Origin of the sequence: Chelatococcus caeni (genome assembly GCF_014196925.1) — a bacterium.
GTDB classification, from domain to species: domain Bacteria; phylum Pseudomonadota; class Alphaproteobacteria; order Rhizobiales; family Beijerinckiaceae; genus Chelatococcus_A; species Chelatococcus_A caeni.
The window spans coordinates 1,585,271-1,604,374 of record NZ_JACIEN010000001.1 but is presented as its reverse complement, the minus strand read 5'-3'; the positions used below and the strand labels follow the sequence as shown (position 1 = coordinate 1,604,374).

The window sequence follows — 19,104 nt, the reverse complement described above, 5'->3', positions numbered from 1 at the left end:
GCATCGCGAGTCGGAGCGATAAGAACATAGCAAGAACGATAGGACATGCAACTGTGGACAAGCCGCCATCCCGTCCGCCCGGCGCTATCAGGCGCCGGGGCGGCTCTGGTTTAAGGTCGGTGTCGAAACGAGCGGAGGTGGAGGTATGGCGGGCAGCGTCAACAAGGTGATCCTCATCGGCAATCTGGGACGCGACCCGGAAGTGCGCACGTTCCAGAACGGCGGCCGCGTCTGCAACCTGCGCATCGCGACCTCGGAGACCTGGCGCGACAAGGCGAGCGGCGAGCGGCGCGAGAAGACCGAATGGCACTCGGTCGTCATCTTCAACGAGAACCTGCTGCGCGTGGCCGAGCAGTATCTCAAGAAGGGCTCGAAGGTCTATATCGAGGGCCAGCTCGAGACCCGCAAGGCGACCGATGCCTCGGGCGGCGAGCGCTATTTCACCGAGGTCGTGCTGCGCCCGTTCCGCGGCGAGCTGACCATTCTCGACAGCCGCGGCGGCGGCGGCGAGATGGGTGACGAGGGCGGCGGCTTCGGCGGCTCGCGCGGCTCGGATTTCGGCCGTGCCTCGCCGATGGAGCGCAAGCCCGCCGCCTCGGGCAGCACAGGCGGCTATTCCGGTGATCTCGACGACGATATCCCGTTCTGATAGCAAGAGTTTCGCCGATGTTCGGGCGACGGAGGCATCCGCCGACGTCGCCCGAACTGCGTAAGGGACGAAGGACCGGCCGCGATGACGAGCGAGTACGATACGGATGCGATGGTAGCGGGCCTGTCGCGCTGGGTGCTGGAGGAAAGTCCGACCCGCGACGCGGCGGCCGTCAACCGCATGATCGACCTCGTCGCCGCGGAGGCGCAGGGGCTGCCGATCGCGGTCGAGCGGCTGCCCGGCAAGCACGGGCTCGGCGACACGCTCGTCATGCGCGCCGGCCCGCGCACGGATGCCAAGGGCATCCTCGTCATGTCGCATGTCGACACCGTGCATCCCATGGGCACGATCGACGGGCCGCTGCCGCTGCGGCGCGACGAGGACAAGCTCTACGGGCCCGGCATCTACGACATGAAGGGCGGCGCCTATCTCGCCCTCGAGGCCTTCAAGCGCGTGGCGGCCGCGGGATCGGCGCTGCTGCCGATCACCTTCCTGTTCACGCCGGACGAGGAGATCGGCAGCCCGACGACGCGCGAGATCATCGAGCACGAGGGCCGCCGGGCCTCCTACGCGCTGGTGACGGAGCCGGCGCGCGACGGCGGCAAGATCGTCACCGCCCGCAAGGGGGTGGGGCGCTTCGACGTGCGCATCGAGGGGCGGCCGGCCCATTCCGGCACCAGCCACCAGCTCGGCCGCAGCGCCATCCGCGAGGCGGCGCGGCAGATCCTCGACATCGAGGCGATGACCGACTACGGGCGCGGCATCACCACCACGGTCGGCCTCGTCTCCGGCGGCACGGCGGCCAACGTCATTCCGCACTTCACCTATTTCTCCGTCGACCTCAGGGTGATCGAGGATGCGGACGGGGTGTCGGCGAGCGAGAAGATCCTCGCCCTCAAGCCCTACGATCCGGACGTGAAGCTGACGATCACGGGCGGCATGAACCGCCCGGCCTATGTGAAGACCGACGAGATCGGCCGGCTGCTCGCCCATGCGCAGCATCTCGCCGCCGACATCGGTTTCGAGCTCGCCGATTCGCCCATGACCGGCGGCGGCAGCGACGGCAATTTCACGGCGGCGCTCGGCGTGCCGACCCTCGACGGCCTCGGCATCGACGGCGAGGGGGCGCATACGCTCAACGAATACGGCCTCATCTCGTCGCTCGCGCCACGCGGGCAGCTGATGCAGCGCCTGTTCGAGACGCTGGCCTGAAGGCGAGGCCCCCGGCAGGCTTCGGGCAAGCTTCGCGCTGCAGTTTCGTTCGTGATGCGGCTTCACTCCCGTCGGCGTCCGGCCGGCGGGCTCTTGTGGCGTGCCTGCCGGAGGCGGTTCGGCGCGCCGGCAAAAGCTTGGGACGAGACGTCTGAGAATGGACGCGGAACGGGCATTGAAGCGCACGGCCGGGCAGGCCGCCCGCCAGCTGCTGGAAGACGAGCTTGCCTTCGTCGGTTTCGACCGCAAGGACCGGGAGCGGCTGCGGCAGCTGAAGCCCGTGGTGGCGGAGGAACTGCCGGCCATCCTCGATGAGCTCGTCGACCACCTCGGCTCCAACGGCGTGGCGGGTGAGCTCTTCACGCGCAAGGAAGTGCGCCGCAACATCCGCACCGTCCTGCTCGCCCATTGGCTGCGCGTTTGCGATGCACGCTTCGACGAGGGCTATCGCCAGTCGGTCGGGGCGGTGGCGGAGATGTACGCGAGCCTCGGCCTGTGCTCGCGCCTCTGCCTTGCCGGCTACGCCCGCACGACGAGCGCCCTGACGCGCACCGTCACCCGGGCCATCCTGCGCTCGCGCCACGTCTGGGGGCACAACAGCCTCGGCGCCAATCTCGACCTGGCGCTCGACGCGCTGATCAAGGCCGCGATGTTCGATCTCGACCAGTGCACGGCCGCCATGGATGCGCGCCGGAAAAGCGCGGAAACGGCGCAACGCGAGACACTTGCGGCAGAATTCGAACGTATGGCTTCAGGCCTGGCCGAGGCCGTCGCCGCGGCCTCGCAGGATGTGGCGGCGGCGGCCGAGAGGCTCGTTGCCGCGGCCGGGCAGACGAGCCAGCGCTCGCACCAGGCGGCGGCCGTGGTCGAGGACGCCGGCGCGGGTGCTTCCGCGGTCAGCGAGGCGGCCGATACCCTGCGGCAGGCGATCGCGGAGGTGACGCGGCGCGCGGGCGAGGCCGCCCAATCGGCCAGCGAGGCGAGCGGGCAGGCCGGGCGCACGCGCGAGACCGTCGGCGCCCTGTCGGAGGCCGCCCGGCGCATCGGCGAGATCCTCGGCGTCATCGAGGCCGTGGCCAAGCAGACCAACCTGCTCGCGCTCAACGCCACCATCGAGGCGGCCCGGGCGGGCGAAGCGGGGCGCGGCTTCGCCGTCGTCGCGGCCGAGGTCAAGCAGCTCGCCCAGCAGACGGCGCGCGCGACGGACGATATCGCCGGCCATATCCGCGATATCCAGGCCGTCGTCGGTCGCGCTGTGGACGACATCGGGGCGGTGAGCGCCAGCATCGACGGGGTCAACACGGCCTCCGCCTCGATCTTCTCCGCCGTCGAGCAGCAGAGCGCCGGCGCGGCTGAGATCGGCACCCACACGGGCCGCGCCAGCGAAGGCGTGCACCGGGCGAAGGGCGAGCTGTCACAGCTGGTGGCCGATGCCGCGACGGCCGGGCGCCTGGCGCAGGAGGTCGCCGAGGCCTCGCGCGCGCTTCTCGCCCGTGCGGACGGCTTCAGGGGAGAGGCTGCCCGTCTCCTGTCGCAGCTGCGGGCCGCCTGAGCGATCATGCGCACCAACGGGGCCTCGACCGCGGCGCCATGCTGCGTTATCGACGCCGGACAGGGAGGAGGCGCCGATGAGAGCGTTGCGTTGTGACGAGCCGGGAAAGCTCAGCATCATCGAGCGGGACGAGCCGGTTGCCGGCGAGGGCGAGGCGCTGGTGCGCATCCGCCGGGTCGGCATCTGCGGCACGGACTATCATATCTTTCACGGCAACCAGCCCTATTTCAGCTATCCGCGCGTGATCGGCCACGAGCTCGCCGGCGAGATCGTGACGGCGCCGGCGGGCAGCGGGCTCCGAGCCGGCGAGATCGTCGCCATCGAACCCTATCTCTATTGCGGCGCGTGCCGGGCCTGCCGCCTCGGGCGCACCAATTGCTGCCAGCGGCTCGAGGTGCTCGGCGTGCACCGCGACGGCGGCGCCTGCGACCATATCGCCGTGCCCGTGCGCAACGTCGTCCCGGCCGGCGGGCTCGGGCTCGACGAGGCGGCGATGGTCGAGTTCCTCGCCATCGGCGCCCATGGGGTGCGCCGCTCCGGCGCCGGTGCGCAGAGCCGCGTGGCCGTGGTCGGCGCCGGCCCCATCGGCATCGCGGCGGCGATCTTCGCCAAGGCGCGCGGCGCCGAGGTGTCGGTGATCGACATGAATGCCCGGCGGCTCGCCTTCTGTGCCGACGAGATCGGCGTCGACAGCGTCTACGAGGTGTCGGCGGATCTCGACCAGCATCTCGATGCCGCGACGGACGGCGAGTTCTTCGACGTCGTCTTCGACGCGACCGGCAGCCCCGCGGCGATGATGAAGGGCTTTTCCCTCGTCGGCCACGGAGGCAGCTATGTGCTGCTCTCCATCGTCAATGCCGACATCACCTTCAACGATCCCGCGTTCCACAAGCGCGAGACGACGCTGCTCGGCAGCCGCAATGCGACGCGGGAGGATTTCGAGACGGTGCTTGCGACCATGCGCGCGGGCAAGGTGCCGACCCGCGCCCTCGCGAGCCACCGGGGCAGCCTCGACGAGGCGCCGCAGCTGGTGCCGGCCTGGTCGAAGCCGGAGGCCGGCGTCATCAAGGGGCTCATCGAGATCTGACGCGCCCGTAAGGCCGGGCGCCTATTGCCCCGCCTCGATCATGGTCTTCGCCGGCTCTTCCGCGATCGCGGCCTCGATCTGCTCGTGGCCCGGGGTCTGCGGCAGCGCCTTGCGGAAGTTCTCCGCATAGTCGGGCGGCATCTTGGGCGGCATCATCGGCTCGGCCGCGTCGACGGTCGCCTCGATGAGGACCGGTCCCTCCGTCGCGAAGGCGCGGTCGAGCACGTCGTCGACCTGTTCCGGGCGGGTGACCGCATGGCCGATGCCGCCCATCGCCTCCGCCGCCATGGCGAAGTCGATGGGCTGCAGCTCGCAGCCGAACTGCGGGTTGCCGAGGAACATCATCTGTTCCCAGGCGATCTGGTTCAGCATGTTGTTCTTGATCACCAGCACCTTCAGCGGCAGCCGATAGCGCACGGCGGTCGAGAATTCGCCGAGCTGCATGGCGAGGCCGCCGTCCCCGACGATGGCGAAGATCGGCCGGCCCGGAAAGGCGATGCCGGCCGCGATGGCATAGGGCAGGCCGCAGGCCATGGAGGCGAGCGCGCCCGAGACGCCGAAGGCCTGGCCGTCGCGCAGGTCGACATGGCGGGCCGCGAGTTCCGTGTTCTGGCCGGAATCGGTGACGAGCACCGCATCGTCCGGCAGGCGCAGCCCGAAGGCGCGGGCGACGACCTGCGGCTTCAGGGGCACGTCCGCCTTCGTCTCGGACGTCGCCATCATCTCGCGCCAGCGCGCCATCCCGGCCTGCGCTTCCTCGAGGAAGCCGCGGTCGCTCTTGCGGGCGAGCCGGTCGTTGAGCAGGCGCAGCGTCTCGGCGGCTTCGCCGACGAGGCCGGCCTCCACCGGATAGCGCAGGCCGATCCGCTGGCCGTCGCGGTCGATCTGCACGCCGCGCGCCTGCCCGGGCTTCGGGTAATATTCGATATAGGGGAAGGTCGAGCCGACGATCAGGAGGGCGTCGCAGCGCTCCATGGCCTCCTGCGAGGGCAGGGTGCCCAGCATGCCGATGCCGCCGGTGCTGTGGGGATGGTCGTCGGGCAGGGCCGCCTTGCCGAGCAGGGCCTTGGCGACAGGCGCGGCGAGGAGGTCGGCGGTCTCTTCCAGCTCCGCGCGGGCGCCGAGTGCGCCGCGGCCGGCGAGGATCATGACGCGCGAGGCCTTGTTGAGCAGGGAAGCGGCCTTGTCGAGATCGCTCTCGGTCGGCAGGCGGCGGCCTTCGAACCAGCGGTTCGGCACGTGGCCGGGCGCGTTGCGCTTCGAGCGCTCGGCCTCGCCGAGGCTCTGCTCCTGGACGTCATTGGCGATGGAGAGGTGGGCGACGCCGCGCTGGCTGAGCGCGGAGCGGCAGGCGAGGCTCGCGAGGTTCTCCATATGGGCTGCGTCGTTCACCTGGGCGTTGAAGACCGCGACGTCGTTGAAGACGCGGGTGAGGTCGACGTCCTGCTGCGTGAAGGTCTCGATCAGGTCGTGGAACTGCATGCCGGTGATGGCGAGCACCGGCGCCTGGTCGAGCTTGGCATCGTAGAGCCCGGTGAGCAGGTTGGCGCCGCCGGGGCCGGAGGTGGCGAGGCACACGCCGAGCCGGCCCGTCCATTTGGCATAGGCGCAGGCCATGAAGGCGGCGGACTGCTCATGGCGCACCTGGATGAAGCGGATCCTGTCCTGCCGCGTGCGCAGGGCCTCCATGATGCCGTTGATGCCGTCCCCGGGCAGGCCGAATACGACGTCCACCTGCCATTCGATGAGCGTGTCGACGAGAAGGTCGGCGGCTGTGGTCATGGCGGATCCCCCTGTTGCGGTTGTTCGCGGGTCCTGGGCAGCCGCTGCCCCTGGCGGCTGGCACAATCGGCAACGGTCGGCGGTCGCGACCGGAACTCGTCAGGGATCGAACTGTTCCGACGGGCGGCAGGACGCCGCGGGACGGGGGGAGCTTCGGCCCGGCGGATGGGGCAAGCTGCAGCGAGGAACAATCGGGACGACGCACGGTTCGCCCTGGATACGCCGCCCGCCCGGGTGGCGGCCAATTGCGCGAAGGAGGGGGAAACCAATGCACGGCAATGCCGGGCGAAAAGGGGAAGAACGTGCCGGCAGCGCCACCCCCGTGGTCGTCGTCGGGGCGGGCTTTGCCGGCCTCGAAGTGGCGAAGGAACTGGGCCGGGCCGGCATCCCCGTCGTCCTCGTCGACCGGCAGAATCACCACCTCTTCCAGCCGCTGCTCTACCAGGTGGCGACAGCGGCGCTGTCCGCCGCCGAGATCGCCGAGCCGATCCGCAGGATCCTGCGGCGCTACCCGTCGGTCGAGGTCCTCCTCGACGAGGTCATGGCTATCGACCCGCAGGCGCGCGAGATCACCCTCGCCACCGGCCGCCGGCTGGGCTACCGCTTCCTCGTGCTCGCCTCGGGATCGCGCACGTCCTATTTCGGCCATGGCGAATGGTCGCGGCTCGCCCCCGGCCTCAAGACGATCGAGGATGCGCGGCAGCTGCGCTCACGCCTGCTCCTCACCTTCGAGCATGCCGAACGCGTGGACGATCCGCTCGAGCGCAGCCGGCTGATGACCATCGCGATCATCGGCGGCGGGCCGACGGGCGTCGAGCTCGCCGGCTCCATCGCCGAATTGAGCCGCTTCACCCTGGCCCGCGACTTCCGCAGCATCCGGCCGCAGAACACGCGGATCATGCTGGTCGAGGGGCTGCCGCGCCTGCTGGCGGGTTTCTCCGACAAGGCGGCGCGTTTCGCGCGCGAGCGGCTGGAGCGGCTCGGCGTCGAGGTGCGCACCGGCAGCATGGTGGACCATATCGGGCCGGGCGAGCTCGGCATCGCGGGCGAGCGCCTGCCGGTCGGGCTCGTCGTCTGGGCGGCGGGCGTCGGGGCCTCGCCGCTCGGTGCCGAGGCGGGCGGGCGCACGGACAAGTCCGGGCGCGTCTTCGTCGAGCCGACGCTCGAGGTGACGGGCAGCCCCGGCGTCTTCGCGCTGGGCGACGTCGCCCGTTGCCTCGACGCCGACGGGCAGCCGCTGCCGGGTCTCGCCCAGGTGGCCCGCCAGCAGGGCCTGCATCTCGGGCGCGGCCTCGCCGCAATGATCAAGGACGGCAAGGCCTTGCAGCCGTTCGTCTACCGCAGCCGCGGCAACACCGCCATCGTCGGCCGCCACGCCGGCGTCTTCGAGCGCGGGCGCCTCAAGATGAGCGGCTGGTTCGCCTGGCTCGCCTGGGCCGCCATCCACGTCTACCTGCTCGTCGGCTTCCAGCACCGCCTGCTGGTGTCGTTCCATTGGCTGTGGCGCTACATCACCTACGAACGCGGCGCGCGGCTCATCACCTTCCGCGACGACACGCGGCAGCCGCCGCCGGCGCGCGATGCCGCCAACGACCGCGAGCGCGGCGCAGCCGGTTGATGGCCCGATCGCGGGTCAGCCGAGCACCGGCCGGCCGTAGATCCTGTCGAGGGTTTCGGCGACGACGATGTGATGATCGGCCTCGGCATCGAAGCCGGTCCCCGCCGCCAGACGCTCGGCCCAGGCGACGAGCGGCCGCCCGCCCCAGGCATCGGGCGGAGCGCACAGGCGTTCGCGCGCGGTGCCACGGGTGCGCTCGGCCACGAAATCGTAGAACGAGCCGTCGACATTGCGCAGCGTCGCGCCGCCCTCAGTGCCGTGAAAGGCCGCCGAGATGACGGCCTCCTGGCCGGCGTGCAGCCGCCAGGAGCAGGCGAGGCGGACGGTGGCGCCGCCCGCGAGGTCGATCGTCGCGCTCGCGAAGTCCTCGACGCCGGAAAAGGCGCCGTCGATCCGCCGTCCCGCGGAGAAGAGACGGCTGCTCACCTCCGTGACCTGCGGCCAGCCGAGCACCCAGAGGGCGAGGTCGACCAGATGCACGCCGAGGTCCATGACGCAGCCGCCGCCGGACAGGGCCGGGTCGTAGAACCAGGCCTTGTCCGGGCCGTAGGCATTGTGGAACACGAGGTCGACGTCGTAGACGGCGCCGAGCGCCCCGCCCGCGACGAGATCCCGGATGAGGCGCATGGCCTCGGTTTCCCGATAGGAGAGGTCGACGCCGAGCGGCTTGCCCGCCCGCCGCGCCGCCGCGACGACGGCGCGCACCTCGGCGGCATTGCGGCCGAGCGGTTTCTGGCAGAAGACGGCGATGCCGCGTTCGAGCGCGCGCAGCGACTGTTCGGCATGCAGGGCGCTCGGCGTCGCGATGACGAGGCCGTCGATGCCGCTGTCGAGGAGGTGCTCGACATCGGGAGCGACCGACGCGCCCGGCACCAGGGCGGCCGCCTTCTGCGCCACCTCGGCGGAGGCGTCGGCGACGAGCGCGACCTCCGCGACACCGGCATCGTGCAGCACCTGCATGCGGTGGCAGCCGATCCAGCCCACGCCGAGAAAGCCGAGGCGGGGGCGGCCCAGGGCGGCGGAGGGGGCATCGCGCACGGGCGCTTCCATCACATCCTCACCACGGCCTTGAGGAACCCGTCGGGCCGGTCGCGCGTGTCGTCGAGCGCCTGCCCGAGATCTTCCAGCCGATAGCTGTGGGTGACGAGGGTCTCGAGGTCGATGGTCCCGTCGAGCACGGCGGCGAGGCCTTCGCGCATGCCGCTGAGATAGGCCTGCGGGTCGCGTTCGTGGGCATTGATCACGTCGAGGCCGCGCCAGTTCCACAGCTGCATGTCGATCTGGCGCGGGCCGTCCTGGTGATAACCGGCAATGACGAGCCGCCCGCGCTCGCCCGTGAGCTCGCCGGCGAGGGTGAGCGGCTCCTGCTTGCCGGTCGCCTCGATCACCCGCTCGCACAGCGTGCCGCCGGTCAGCTCCCGCACCCGGTCGAGCACGGCGTGGCGATCGTCGAGGGCGATGCATTCGGCGGCGCCCATGCGGCGCGCCACGTCGAGGGCGAAGGGCCGGCGCGACACGGCGACCACGCGGGCGCCGGCCTGGGAGGCGAGCCGCGTCAGGAGAGCGCCGAGGAAGCCGGCCCCGACGATGGCGACCGTCTGGCCCGCGGCGATGTCGGATCGGCGGAAGATGTTCATGGCGCAGCCGAGCGGCTCGCCCGGAAAGACGCGCTCCTCGAAGCCCTCCGGCAGAGGCAGCACCGCCGCGGCGTCACCGACGTCGTATTCGGCATAGCTGTTGTGGAACAAGGTCGCCACCGGCTGGCCGGGTTCGAGATCAGTCACATCCGGCCCGAGCGCGTCGACGATGCCCCAGCCCTCGTGGCCGAGGCCGCCGGGCAGGGTCGGGAACTGCATCCAGTCCGGGCCGGCCCATGGCGTCAGGTTGGACGCGCAGACGCCGCAGCCGCTGTTGCGCACGCGCACCTGTCCCGGGCCCGGCTCGGGGAGGGGGACCTCCCGGATGGCGCAGGTGCCGGGACCGGTGACGATGGCGGCCCTCATGGCCGCGGGGCGGGTGAGTACGACGGGGGCGGGCGAGGCTTTCAGCGCTGCGGTCATCCGGGGCTCTCGGGGCAGGGTGGTATCCGGGCCGGTAGAACAACCGACGGCGGCATCTGTTCCGCTGCCCCGCGGGAACAAAGCGCGTGACGGCCCGGTTGCCTTCTCGGATCGCTGGCCCGGAGATGCGCATGGTGACCGACATTGGCTCCGCACGGACCGCCCTCGTGACCCACGACTGCCGCGGCGGACGGGATCACTCCGAGATCGGCCATGTGTCGCTTGCGCGGGCGCTCGCGGCGACGCTCGACCTCGATTATGCGGGCGCCGTGGAGGAGTGCACGGGCAGGACCAGCCTCTATCATTTCCCGCGTCGCACCTTGTGCGGGCACGACGAGGCCGCGCGACACGCCGTCGGGTGTGAGGACGACCTGTTCGGCGGCTGGGTCGCCGAGCCGTTCATGGCGACGAAGGCGATCGTGCATCCGCTCGTCTCGCGAGGGGCCGTAGCGCCACCCTCCTGGCTGCCCGCTTTCGCGCGCGAGGTGGAGGAGGTGGTGCTCGATGGCCTGACCGTCTTCGATGCCTCGGATGCGGCACAGGCGGCCCGTCGCCTTCTCTCCCGGGGCGCCCTGCGCCTCAAGCCGGTACTGGCGGAGGGGGCGCGTGGCCAGGTCGTCGTCCGCTCCAAGGACGAACTCGACGAGGCGCTCGCCGCCGTGCTCGCCCACAATGACGTGCGGCAGGGCCTGGTGCTCGAGGAGAACCTGTCGGACGTCGGCACCGCCAGCGTCGGCGAGGTGCGGGCAGCCGGCCTCAGGGCCGCGTATTACGGCATCCAGAGCCTGACCGATGACAATGCGGGGGAGAAGGTCTACGGCGGCTCGGCGCTGTATCTCGTCCGCGGCGGCATGGAAGCCCTCCTGGACCATCCGCTCGACGAGAGGGCCCGGCGCTGCGTCGCTGCGGCCCGTGTCTTCGACCGGGCCGCGGATGCCAATTTCGCGGGTTTCTTCGCCTCGCGGCGCAACTACGACATCGCCTTCGGCACCGCGGCCGGCGGCGGCGAGCGTCTCGCCGTCCTCGAGCAGTCGTGGCGCGTCGGCGGCGCGACGGGTGCCGAGATCGCGGCTCTTGCCCTGTTCAGGAGCGATCCGCGCATCACCGCCGTGCGGGCGCGGACGGTCGAGCGCTACGGCGATGCCCGCGTGCCGGACGGAGCCGTCGTGCATTATTGCGGCGATGATCCCGAACTCGGCCGGCTGGTGAAATACACGGTCGTCGACGATGTCATCCGCGCTGATGACCGGGGCCGCCACAGCCGGTGACGGCCCCCATGGGTCACAGGCGGCTGCGGGCGGCGACCTTGCCGCGCCATTGCGCCGAGGGGGCGCTCGGCGCCTCTTCGGCAGCGCGCGGCGCGGCAGGCCGGCCGAGCCCGATGCAGCGCAGGCCCGCCGCCGTCACCGCCTCGGGCGGGAGGAGATTGCGGTAGTCGAACAGCATCCGGCCGGCCATCCGGTCGGCAATGCGCGCCAGGTCGAGGCCGCGGTAGTCGTCCCACTCCGTCAGGATCACGAGGGCATCGGCCTTCTCCGCCGCCTCATAGGGCGTCGCGCACCATCGCACGTCGGCGAGATGCCGCCGCGCGAGCGCCATCGCCATCGGATCGTGGGCGCGCACCGCGATCCCAGCCTTCTGCAGCATGGGGATGATGGTCAGCGCCGCCGCCTCGCGGATGTCGTCGGTGCCGGCCTTGAAGGCGAGGCCGAGCACGGCCACCGTGTCGCCGCTCGCGAGGGCGGCCTCGTTGAGAATGCGGCGCCCGAGATGCGCCTTGCGCTCCTCGTTGCGGCGGATGAGGGTCTCGATCAGCGCCTGGGGTGCGCCCGCGCGGCGGCTGACGGCGGCAAAGGCGCGCGTGTCCTTGGGGAAGCAGGAGCCGCCGAACCCGGGGCCGGGTGTCAGGCAGCTCGGGCCGATGCGTCGGTCGAGGCCGATGCCCTCGGCCACCCGGGCGACGTCGCCGCCGATCCGCTCGCACAGTTCGGCGATGTCGTTGATGAAGCCGATCTTGAGGGCGAGAAAGGCATTGGCGGCATATTTGACGAGTTCGGCGTTGTCGCAGCTCGTCGACAGGACGGGCACCTTCCTGCGCGCGAGGGGGGCGTAGATCTCTTCCAGCACCTTCGCCGCCTGCACGTCGTCGGCGCCGATGACGATGCGGTCGGGTTCCATGAAATCCCCGACCGCGGCGCCCTCGCGCAGGAATTCCGGGTTCGAGGCGACGCGAATGTCGAGGGCGCCGCGCTCGCGGGCGATGAGGTCGGCGAGCTGGCGGCAGGTGCCCGGGACGACCGTCGATTTCACGATCACGATGGCGTTGCGCGCGAGGCGCGGGGCGATGGCGCGCGCCGAGGCGATGATCTGGCTGAGGTCGATCTCGCCGTCCGGCAGGGCCGGCGTGCCGACGGCGAGGAAGACGGCCTCGGCCGCTTCCAGCGCGTCCTCGAGCCCCAGGCAGAATTGCAGGCTGCCGTCTGCCATGCCGCGGCGCACCAGGTCCTCGAGGCCGGGCTCGTAGAGCGGCAGGTCGAGACGGGCCAGCCGTGCGAGGCGCCCGCCGTCGATGTCGTGACATCGCACCCGATGGCCGAGGGCGGCGAGGCAGCTGCCTGTGGTCAGGCCCACGTAACCGGCGCCGATGACTGCGATGCGCATGCGGATCTCCTCGTCTCGGGAAACGCCGCCCTAACCTGAGGTGGTTTGTTGTTGTTCCCGATCGCGTGAGTTGCCGCTGCTGCCGGGCCGGGTGGAGACGGCCCGCCCGAGGGCGATGTGAACCAAAGGCGCACCGGCGCGTTGTATCGCTGCGAGCAGGTTCGGACCGGCCGGTCCGGCCTCGCCCCAGATGGTGACCGATGGGAAAAGTCGGCTTGGAACGCGGAACGAGGATGCGCGCGCGAAGCAAGGTCCTGCGGGATACCGGGCGCGCGCTCGGTGGCGCGCTGATCTTCTCCATGCCGATGCTCATGACGATGGAGATGTGGTGGCTCGGCTTCTCCATGGACCGGCTGCGCCTCGCGCTCCTGCTCATACTGTGCCTGCCGCTCCTCATCCTCCTGTCGCGGCGGATCGGCTTCGAGACGACCCGCGCCTGGCGCGAGGATGTGGCCGATGCCCTGTTCGCGCTCGGCATCGGCATGGTGACGAGCGCCGTCGCCCTCGCTGTCTTCGGCGCCATCGGTCCGGGCATGTCGTTCCATGAGATCACCGGCAAGATCGCCATCCAGGTGGTGCCCGCGAGCATCGGGGCGCTCCTGGCGCGCAGCCAGCTCGGGTCGGAGAGGCGGGAGGAGGAGGACCAGCAGGAGAGCTACTGGAGCGAGATGTTCCTCATGGCGGTCGGCGCGTTGTTCCTGGGCTTCAACGTGGCACCGACGGAGGAGATGATCCTCATTTCCTACCGGATGACGCCCTGGCACGCCGTGGCGCTGGTCCTGCTCTCGCTGCTCGTCATGCACGGCTTCATCTTCGCCGTGGGCTTCAGGGGAGGCACGGAGCTCACGCCGCAGACGCCCTGGTGGAGCGCCTTCGCCCGTTTCACGCTGCCGGGCTACATGCTCGCCATGATGGTCAGCCTGTACATCCTGTGGACGTTCGGCCGCACCGACGACACCTCGCTCGAACAGGTCATCACCGCGACGATCGTGCTCGGCTTTCCCTCTTCCGCCGGCGCCGCGGCTGCCCGGCTCATCCTGTAGAAGGCAGGTTCATGCGGACGAACGGAAAGGACAAGGCCGGCGCTCCCGCAAGCTACGAGAAGTCGCTCGAATGGGTCGTCGGCGGCGTCGCCTTCTTCTTCGTCGTCGTGCTGCTGGGCTACCTGCTCGGTCTCGGCGCCTGGGTGGACGGGCAGCCGCCGCGCTTCTCGATCGTGGTGGAGAGCGTCGAGCAGATCGGCAACGTCTACCAGATGCAGGTGGTGGTGACCAACGAGGGAGACGTCACGGCATCGGACGTGACATTGCGCGGGGTGCTGCGCCGGGAAGTGGGAGCCGACGAGGCGAGGGAGCTGCGCTTCGACTACCTGCCCCAGCGGTCGCAGCGGCGCGGCGCCTTCGTCTTCGAACAGGATCCGCGCAGCGATGCGACGATGCACCTGTTCGTGACCGGCTATGTCGAGCCGTGAGACGGGGCGGCCGTCACCGCGAAACGGACTTGGGCAGGGAAGCGGTCGGAAATGTCTCCGTCCGCTCGATGCAGCTCGAGGCGGACCGTTCGTCGAGCTCCTCGAGCAGCCGCAACCGCGCCCGGCTGAGCCGGCTCTTCACCGTGCCGAGGGCACAGCCGCAGATCTCGCCCGCTTCCTCGTAGCTCATGCCGAGGACGCCCACGAGAACGATGATCTCCCGATGCTGCGGCGGCAGGCGCTGGATGGCTTCATGAAGCTCGCGCCCGCGCGTCGACCACTCCTGCGTCGCGTCGACACGCAGGCGCGTCGACGCGCAGTCGCTGACCCCCGGGGCCTCGCGGCGGGCGAGCTTCGCCTGGGTGTAGAACGTGTTGCGCATGATGGTGAACAGCCACGACTTCAGGCTGGTGCCGGGTTCGAACTGCTCGATCTTGGCGAGAGCCTTGGTCAGGGTCTCCTGAACGAGGTCGTCGGCATCGCTGGTGTTGCGGCAGAACGTGCGTGCGAAGGCACGCAGGGCAGGAATGAGCGCGACGATCTCGGAGCTGGATTGCTGGTGCGAGGCGTGTCCTTTCTCGAGCCTTCGGTCAGGCTGCATGGCGATTGCCTCCGCGAAATCGTGTGCTGGTGTCCGAGCCGCCCCTCCAGCCCGTCCTCTTGGGACAATGTTCGCCCCGCCCGATAGTTCCGTGATCTTCGGGAGAAATCGACGCCGCCGGCGCGCCGGTCTCCGGCCCGGACCGGGAAAGACCGGAACAAGGCCGATGGCGGGCGGTTAGAGGGGCCTATCGAGGGAGAAAAGCCATGACCAAACGGCAAGGCAAGCCTGCGTCACGCGCGGCGCCGCAACCGCTCGACGAGACCGAGCTCGCGAGCGACCGCATGGGCAACAACCGCCTGCAGGGAGACGACCAGGGGAATGTCCATAACGAGCGCCGCGCCGTGGCCGATGTCCGGCAGGACACCGATGGCGTGATCGAGAGTTTCGAGAAGCTCGACAAGGACAAACGTGCGCGGACCGATCTCGGCAAAGGCGCACGTTCGGGAGATTCCGGCTCCGGGTCCGGCGGGCGCCGCGACAAGTCCTGAGCCGGCGATGTTTCACCCCCGCTTCGTCGGGGCGGCTGCGGCGAGGTCCGTGCCGATCTGGAATCGTGAAAGTTGAAACGACGGTGAGGGCGACGGCCTCAGGAGCCGTCGCGCTCGATGAACTTGCTGAAGCGGCTGACATCGCCGCCCTCCGTCCGCTCCTGATGCAGGAAGGCGAGGCGGTTCTCGTCGAAGATGCGGAAGAATTCCTCCCAGGAGATCTCCTCGAGGTTTTCTTCCGGCTTGCCGAAGTCGATGCGCAGGATGCCGCCGGGGCCGGACGTCTTGACCCGCGCCGGACGGCCCTGCCGCGCTTCCACCCATTTGCGGATGGCCGCGTGATCGGTGGTGGTCTTCGCTTCGCTCATCGGCTGTCTCCTCGCGTGGTGGAACGCCCGTTCGAACCAGCCGCGGCATCGATTGTTCCTCCTGCGTCCGCTCCCGCCGGAGCGCCTTGCCACGTCCAGGAGGACCCCGTGGCGAGGAGGTGGAACAAACGTTGGCGCGCATTGTTCGGACGCTGCAACTCGGTTTTCTCGATACATCTGGAGCGAACGTGCCCAAGACAGTTCTGATCACGGGCGGCTGCGGCTTCATCGGGCGTCATCTGACGGATGAACTCCTTGCCGGCGGCTATGCCGTTAGGGTGCTCGACAGCCTCGTCGAGCAGGTTCACGCAGAAGGCGGGTTCAGGGGAGACGACCGCGCCCACTACATCTTCGGCGACCTGCGCGACAGGGACACCGTGCGCGAGGCGCTCGCCGGCGTCCATTGCGTCGTGCATCTCGCCGCCGAGGTCGGCGTCGGCCAGTCGATGTACGAGATCGCCCGCTATGTCGGCGGCAACGATCTCGGCACCGCCGTCCTGTTGGAGGAGCTCATCGACAGGCCGGTCGAGCGCATCGTCGTCGCCTCGTCCATGAGCGTCTACGGCGAGGGGCTCTATCAGTCCCGCGACGGCAACCGTGCCGATGGCGCACGCCGCTCGCGCAGGCAGCTGATCCAGGGCCAGTGGGACCTCTACGACGAGAAGGGCCAGCCCCTCATCGCCGTCCCCACCGACGAGGACAAGCGCATCGACCTTGCATCCATCTACGCCCTGACGAAATTCGCCCAGGAACAGGCGGTGCTGATCTTCGGCGAGGCCTACAAGGTCGATGCCGTGGCGCTGCGGCTCTTCAACGTCTTCGGCCCGGGCCAGGCGCTCGGCAATCCCTACACCGGCGTCCTCGCCAACTTCGCCGCGCGCCTCGCCAACGGCAACCCGCCGCTCATCTTCGAGGACGGCGAGCAACGGCGCGACTTCGTCCATGTGAAGGACGTGGCGCGCGCCTTCCGCCTCGCGCTGGAGAAGCCGCAGGCCGCGGGCCATGCCATCAATATCGGCAGCGGCGATTCCTACAGCATCAGGCGTGTCGCCGCGCTCGTCGCCGAAGCGCTCGGCCGGCCGGATGTCGAGCCCGAGATTCTCGGCAAGATGCGCGCGGGCGACATCCGCAACTGCTTCGCCGATCTCGGCAAGGCGCGCGAGCTCCTCGGATACGAGCCGCGCCACCGGCTGGAGGACAGCCTCGGCGAGTTCGCCGCCTGGGTTGCGGATGTCGGGGCGAGCGACCGCAGCGCCGAGATGCGGGCTCTCCTCGAGAAGCGGGGACTCGTGTCATGAGGGCCGAGGCGCCAGACCGTGCCGGTCCTGCCGCGCCCGCGGCCGGCCGGAGGGCACGGCCGGTCGTCGTCACCGGCGGCAGCGGCTTCATCGGCTCCAATCTTGCCGATGCGCTGACGCGGGACGGCGAGGATGTCATCGTGCTCGACGACTGCAGCCGCCCCGGGGTGGTGGAGAACCTCGCCTGGCTCAGGGCCCGTCACAGCGAGCGTATCCGGCCCTTTCTGGCGGACGTGCGTGATTTCGACGCGATCGCGCCGGCCATCGCCGAGGCGAAGGCCGTCTTCCATCTCGCTGCGCAGACCGCGGTGACGACGAGCCTTGCGAGGCCGGTCGAAGATTTCGAGGTGAATGCGCGCGGCACGCTCAACGTGCTCGAGGCCATCCGCCGCACGGGCCGGGCCATTCCCGTCGTCTTCGCCAGCACCAACAAGGTCTATGGCGCGCTCGCCGACATCGACCTCGTCGAGCGCGAGGACCGCTACGAGCCGACGGATGCGGTGATCGCCCGCCACGGCATCGGCGAGGACCGGCCGCTCGCCTTCTGCACGCCCTACGGCTGCTCGAAGGGCGTCGCCGACCAGTACGTGCTCGACTATGCGGCCTCCTTCGGCATCCCGGCCGCGGTGCTGCGCATGAGCTGCATCTACGGTCCGCGCCAGTTCGGCACCGAGGACCAGGGCTGGGTCGCCCATTTCCTCATCGCGGCGCTCGAAGGGCGCAGCATCAATATCTACGGCGACGGCAAGCAGGTGCGCGACATCCTGCACGTAAGCGACGCCGTCGCCGCCTACCGGGCCGTGCTGGCCGGCATCGACAGGCTCGGCGGCCGGGCGTTCAATCTCGGCGGCGGCGTGGCGAATGCCGTCAGCCTGAGGGCGGTGCTCGCCGAGATCCGGCGCCTCGTCAACGAGGAGCCGCGCATCGTGCCGGGCGCCATGCGCCAGGGCGACCAGCGTTATTTCGTCGCCGACACCCGCCTCATCGAGGCGTCGACCGGCTGGCGCGCGCGTGTGTCCTGGCAGGACGGGCTCGCCGATCTCGCCGCCTGGCTGCGTGCGGAGCGCGGCCTCGACGCGCTGGCGGAGAGGGCGACGGCATGAGGGGGAGCCTGCCATATAACGGCGCCGCTCCGTCCGCTCCCGCGCCGGCCATCGAGGCGCGCTGGCGCGTCCTGATGACGCTCGATGCCGTCGGCGGCGTCTGGCGCTATGCGGTCTCGCTCGCGTCCGCGCTGCGGCCCCTCGGCATCCAGACGATCCTCGTCGGGATGGGGCCGCCGCCTTCGCCCGAAAAGGTGGCGGAGGCGAGCCGGGTCGGCGACCTTGTGTGGCTTGATGCGCCGCTCGACTGGACGGTCGCGGACGAGGCCGGCCTCGACCAGCTGGCCGGGGTGCTCGATCATCTCGCCGAAGAGCACGAGGTCGATCTCCTGCACCTCAACCTGCCGACGCAGGCGGCGGATATTCACACCATCCTGCCCGTCGTGGTCGTGTCCCATTCGTGCGTCGTCTCATGGTGGGAGACCATGCGCGAGGGGCCCTTGCCCGAGAGCTGGCGCTGGCAGGTGCGGCGCAATGCGGCCGGCCTTGCCCGCGCCGATGCCGTGGTGGTTCCCAGCGACAGCCATGCCGCCCTCGTCGAGCGCTGCTACGGCCGTCTCAACCGGCTGAAGGTGGTGCGCAACGGCATCGCGCCGACGGAAGAGCGCGCGGGCGCCGACGGCAGCGTCGTCGCGGCCGGCCGCTGGTGGGACGACGGCAAGAACGCCGCCGTTCTCGATGCCGCGGCGGCCTTCACCGACGTTCCCGTCCTCATGGCCGGGCCGACGACCGGGCCGAACGGCGAGAGCACGGCATTGAGGCATGCGGTGGAACTCGGTGAAATCCCACATGCGGAGGTGCTTGCCCGCATGGCGGCGGCCGGCATCGTCGTCTCGCCCTCGCTCTACGAGCCGTTCGGCCTCGCGCCGCTCGAGGGTGCCGCGCTCGGCGCTGCGCTCATCCTCGCCGACATCCCGACCTACCGGGAGCTGTGGGACGAGGCGGCGCTCTTCGTCGATCCCCGCGACCCGCGTGCGCTCGCCCGCGCCATCACCCAGCTCGCCGCCAATCCCGCCCGGCGCGACGAGATGGGCCGGAAGGCGCTGATGCGTTCGCGCCGCTACACCTTGAAGGCGCAGGCCGAGGCCATGGCCGCCCTCTACCGCTCGCTCGCCGCGACGCCCGCAGAGATCGCCATCGCGAGGATCTGA

General features: G+C 70.3%; 17 protein-coding genes and 1 pseudogene. 12 read left to right on the top strand and 6 right to left on the bottom strand.

Going from position 1 to position 19,104, the window contains the following annotated elements:
* Positions 1-145: 145 nt before the first annotated feature.
* The 4 genes from ssb (at position 146) to GGR16_RS07570 (ending at position 4,500) form a co-directional block, all read left to right on the top strand.
* Complete coding sequence (ssb, locus tag GGR16_RS07585) at positions 146-649, top strand: single-stranded DNA-binding protein (protein WP_019401901.1); 504 nt, start codon at positions 146-148, stop codon at positions 647-649.
* Between the two features lie 84 nt (positions 650-733).
* A complete protein-coding gene (locus GGR16_RS07580; RefSeq protein ID WP_019401902.1) occupies positions 734-1,861 on the top strand; it encodes a M20 family metallopeptidase in 1,128 nt (375 codons plus the stop codon).
* Between the two features lie 157 nt (positions 1,862-2,018).
* Complete coding sequence (locus tag GGR16_RS07575; RefSeq protein ID WP_183316162.1) at positions 2,019-3,413, top strand: globin-coupled sensor protein; 1,395 nt, start codon at positions 2,019-2,021, stop codon at positions 3,411-3,413.
* Positions 3,414-3,489: 76 nt separating this feature from the next.
* Positions 3,490-4,500: a zinc-binding alcohol dehydrogenase family protein gene (locus GGR16_RS07570; protein ID WP_183316161.1), complete on the top strand. Its 1,011-nt coding sequence runs from the start codon at positions 3,490-3,492 to the stop codon at positions 4,498-4,500.
* A 21-nt stretch (positions 4,501-4,521) separates the two neighbouring features.
* On the opposite strand, the gene GGR16_RS07565 is transcribed toward GGR16_RS07570, so the two are convergent.
* Positions 4,522-6,282: a thiamine pyrophosphate-dependent enzyme gene (locus GGR16_RS07565; protein WP_053193961.1), complete on the bottom strand. Its 1,761-nt coding sequence runs from the start codon at positions 6,280-6,282 to the stop codon at positions 4,522-4,524.
* A 268-nt stretch (positions 6,283-6,550) separates the two neighbouring features.
* Between GGR16_RS07565 and GGR16_RS07560 the strand changes: the two genes are divergently transcribed.
* Entirely contained in the window at positions 6,551-7,900 is a 1,350-nt protein-coding gene (locus tag GGR16_RS07560) for an NAD(P)/FAD-dependent oxidoreductase (RefSeq protein ID WP_183316160.1), read from the top strand.
* A gap of 15 nt (positions 7,901-7,915) precedes the next feature.
* Here GGR16_RS07560 and GGR16_RS07555 read toward each other — a convergent pair whose 3' ends face one another.
* Complete coding sequence (locus tag GGR16_RS07555) at positions 7,916-8,950, bottom strand: Gfo/Idh/MocA family protein (protein ID WP_183316159.1); 1,035 nt, start codon at positions 8,948-8,950, stop codon at positions 7,916-7,918.
* Complete coding sequence (locus GGR16_RS07550; RefSeq protein WP_183316158.1) at positions 8,950-9,960, bottom strand: MDR/zinc-dependent alcohol dehydrogenase-like family protein; 1,011 nt, start codon at positions 9,958-9,960, stop codon at positions 8,950-8,952. Before GGR16_RS07550 ends, GGR16_RS07555 begins: the two co-directional genes overlap by 1 nt.
* A 131-nt stretch (positions 9,961-10,091) precedes the next feature.
* Between GGR16_RS07550 and GGR16_RS07545 the strand changes: the two genes are divergently transcribed.
* Positions 10,092-11,228 (top strand): DUF3182 family protein, encoded by a 1,137-nt coding sequence (locus GGR16_RS07545; RefSeq protein ID WP_183316157.1) that lies wholly within the window; start codon positions 10,092-10,094, stop codon positions 11,226-11,228.
* Between the two features lie 13 nt (positions 11,229-11,241).
* On the opposite strand, the gene GGR16_RS07540 is transcribed toward GGR16_RS07545, so the two are convergent.
* On the bottom strand, positions 11,242-12,621 hold the full coding sequence (locus GGR16_RS07540) for a UDP-glucose dehydrogenase family protein (RefSeq protein ID WP_183316156.1): 1,380 nt from the start codon (positions 12,619-12,621) through the stop codon (positions 11,242-11,244).
* A gap of 233 nt (positions 12,622-12,854) precedes the next feature.
* On the opposite strand from GGR16_RS07540, the gene GGR16_RS07535 reads away from it, so the two are divergent.
* Together GGR16_RS07535 and GGR16_RS07530 are read left to right on the top strand one after the other, a co-directional pair.
* Positions 12,855-13,664 (top strand): TIGR02587 family membrane protein, encoded by an 810-nt coding sequence (locus GGR16_RS07535; RefSeq protein WP_053193959.1) that lies wholly within the window; start codon positions 12,855-12,857, stop codon positions 13,662-13,664.
* 11 nt (positions 13,665-13,675) lie between these two features.
* Positions 13,676-14,092, top strand: coding sequence for a hypothetical protein (locus GGR16_RS07530; RefSeq protein ID WP_183316155.1), 417 nt, complete (start codon positions 13,676-13,678; stop codon positions 14,090-14,092).
* Between the two features lie 13 nt (positions 14,093-14,105).
* On the opposite strand, the gene GGR16_RS07525 is transcribed toward GGR16_RS07530, so the two are convergent.
* Positions 14,106-14,693, bottom strand: coding sequence for a sigma-70 family RNA polymerase sigma factor (locus tag GGR16_RS07525; RefSeq protein WP_019401913.1), 588 nt, complete (start codon positions 14,691-14,693; stop codon positions 14,106-14,108).
* A 206-nt stretch (positions 14,694-14,899) separates the two neighbouring features.
* Between GGR16_RS07525 and GGR16_RS07520 the strand changes: the two genes are divergently transcribed.
* Positions 14,900-15,184, top strand: a complete 285-nt coding sequence (locus tag GGR16_RS07520) for a hypothetical protein (RefSeq protein ID WP_019401914.1) — start codon at positions 14,900-14,902, stop codon at positions 15,182-15,184.
* 98 nt (positions 15,185-15,282) lie between these two features.
* Here the strand turns inward: GGR16_RS07520 and GGR16_RS07515 are convergent, their stop codons facing one another.
* Positions 15,283-15,552 carry a hypothetical protein gene (locus GGR16_RS07515; RefSeq protein WP_019401915.1) on the bottom strand — a complete coding sequence of 90 codons (270 nt, stop codon included), beginning with the start codon at positions 15,550-15,552 and terminating at the stop codon, positions 15,283-15,285.
* Positions 15,553-15,740: 188 nt separating this feature from the next.
* Here GGR16_RS07515 and GGR16_RS07510 point away from each other — a divergent pair, with 188 nt between their 5' ends.
* From GGR16_RS07510 to GGR16_RS07500, 3 genes and pseudogenes are all read left to right on the top strand, one after another.
* Positions 15,741-16,850, top strand: a complete 1,110-nt coding sequence (locus tag GGR16_RS07510) for an NAD-dependent epimerase/dehydratase family protein (RefSeq protein ID WP_183316154.1) — start codon at positions 15,741-15,743, stop codon at positions 16,848-16,850.
* A 29-nt stretch (positions 16,851-16,879) separates the two neighbouring features.
* Positions 16,880-17,953 (top strand): annotated as a pseudogene (locus tag GGR16_RS07505) (NAD-dependent epimerase/dehydratase family protein); the annotation flags it as partial.
* Positions 17,950-19,104, top strand: coding sequence for a glycosyltransferase family 4 protein (locus GGR16_RS07500; RefSeq protein WP_183316152.1), 1,155 nt, complete (start codon positions 17,950-17,952; stop codon positions 19,102-19,104). The pseudogene GGR16_RS07505 and the gene GGR16_RS07500, both read left to right, overlap by 4 nt.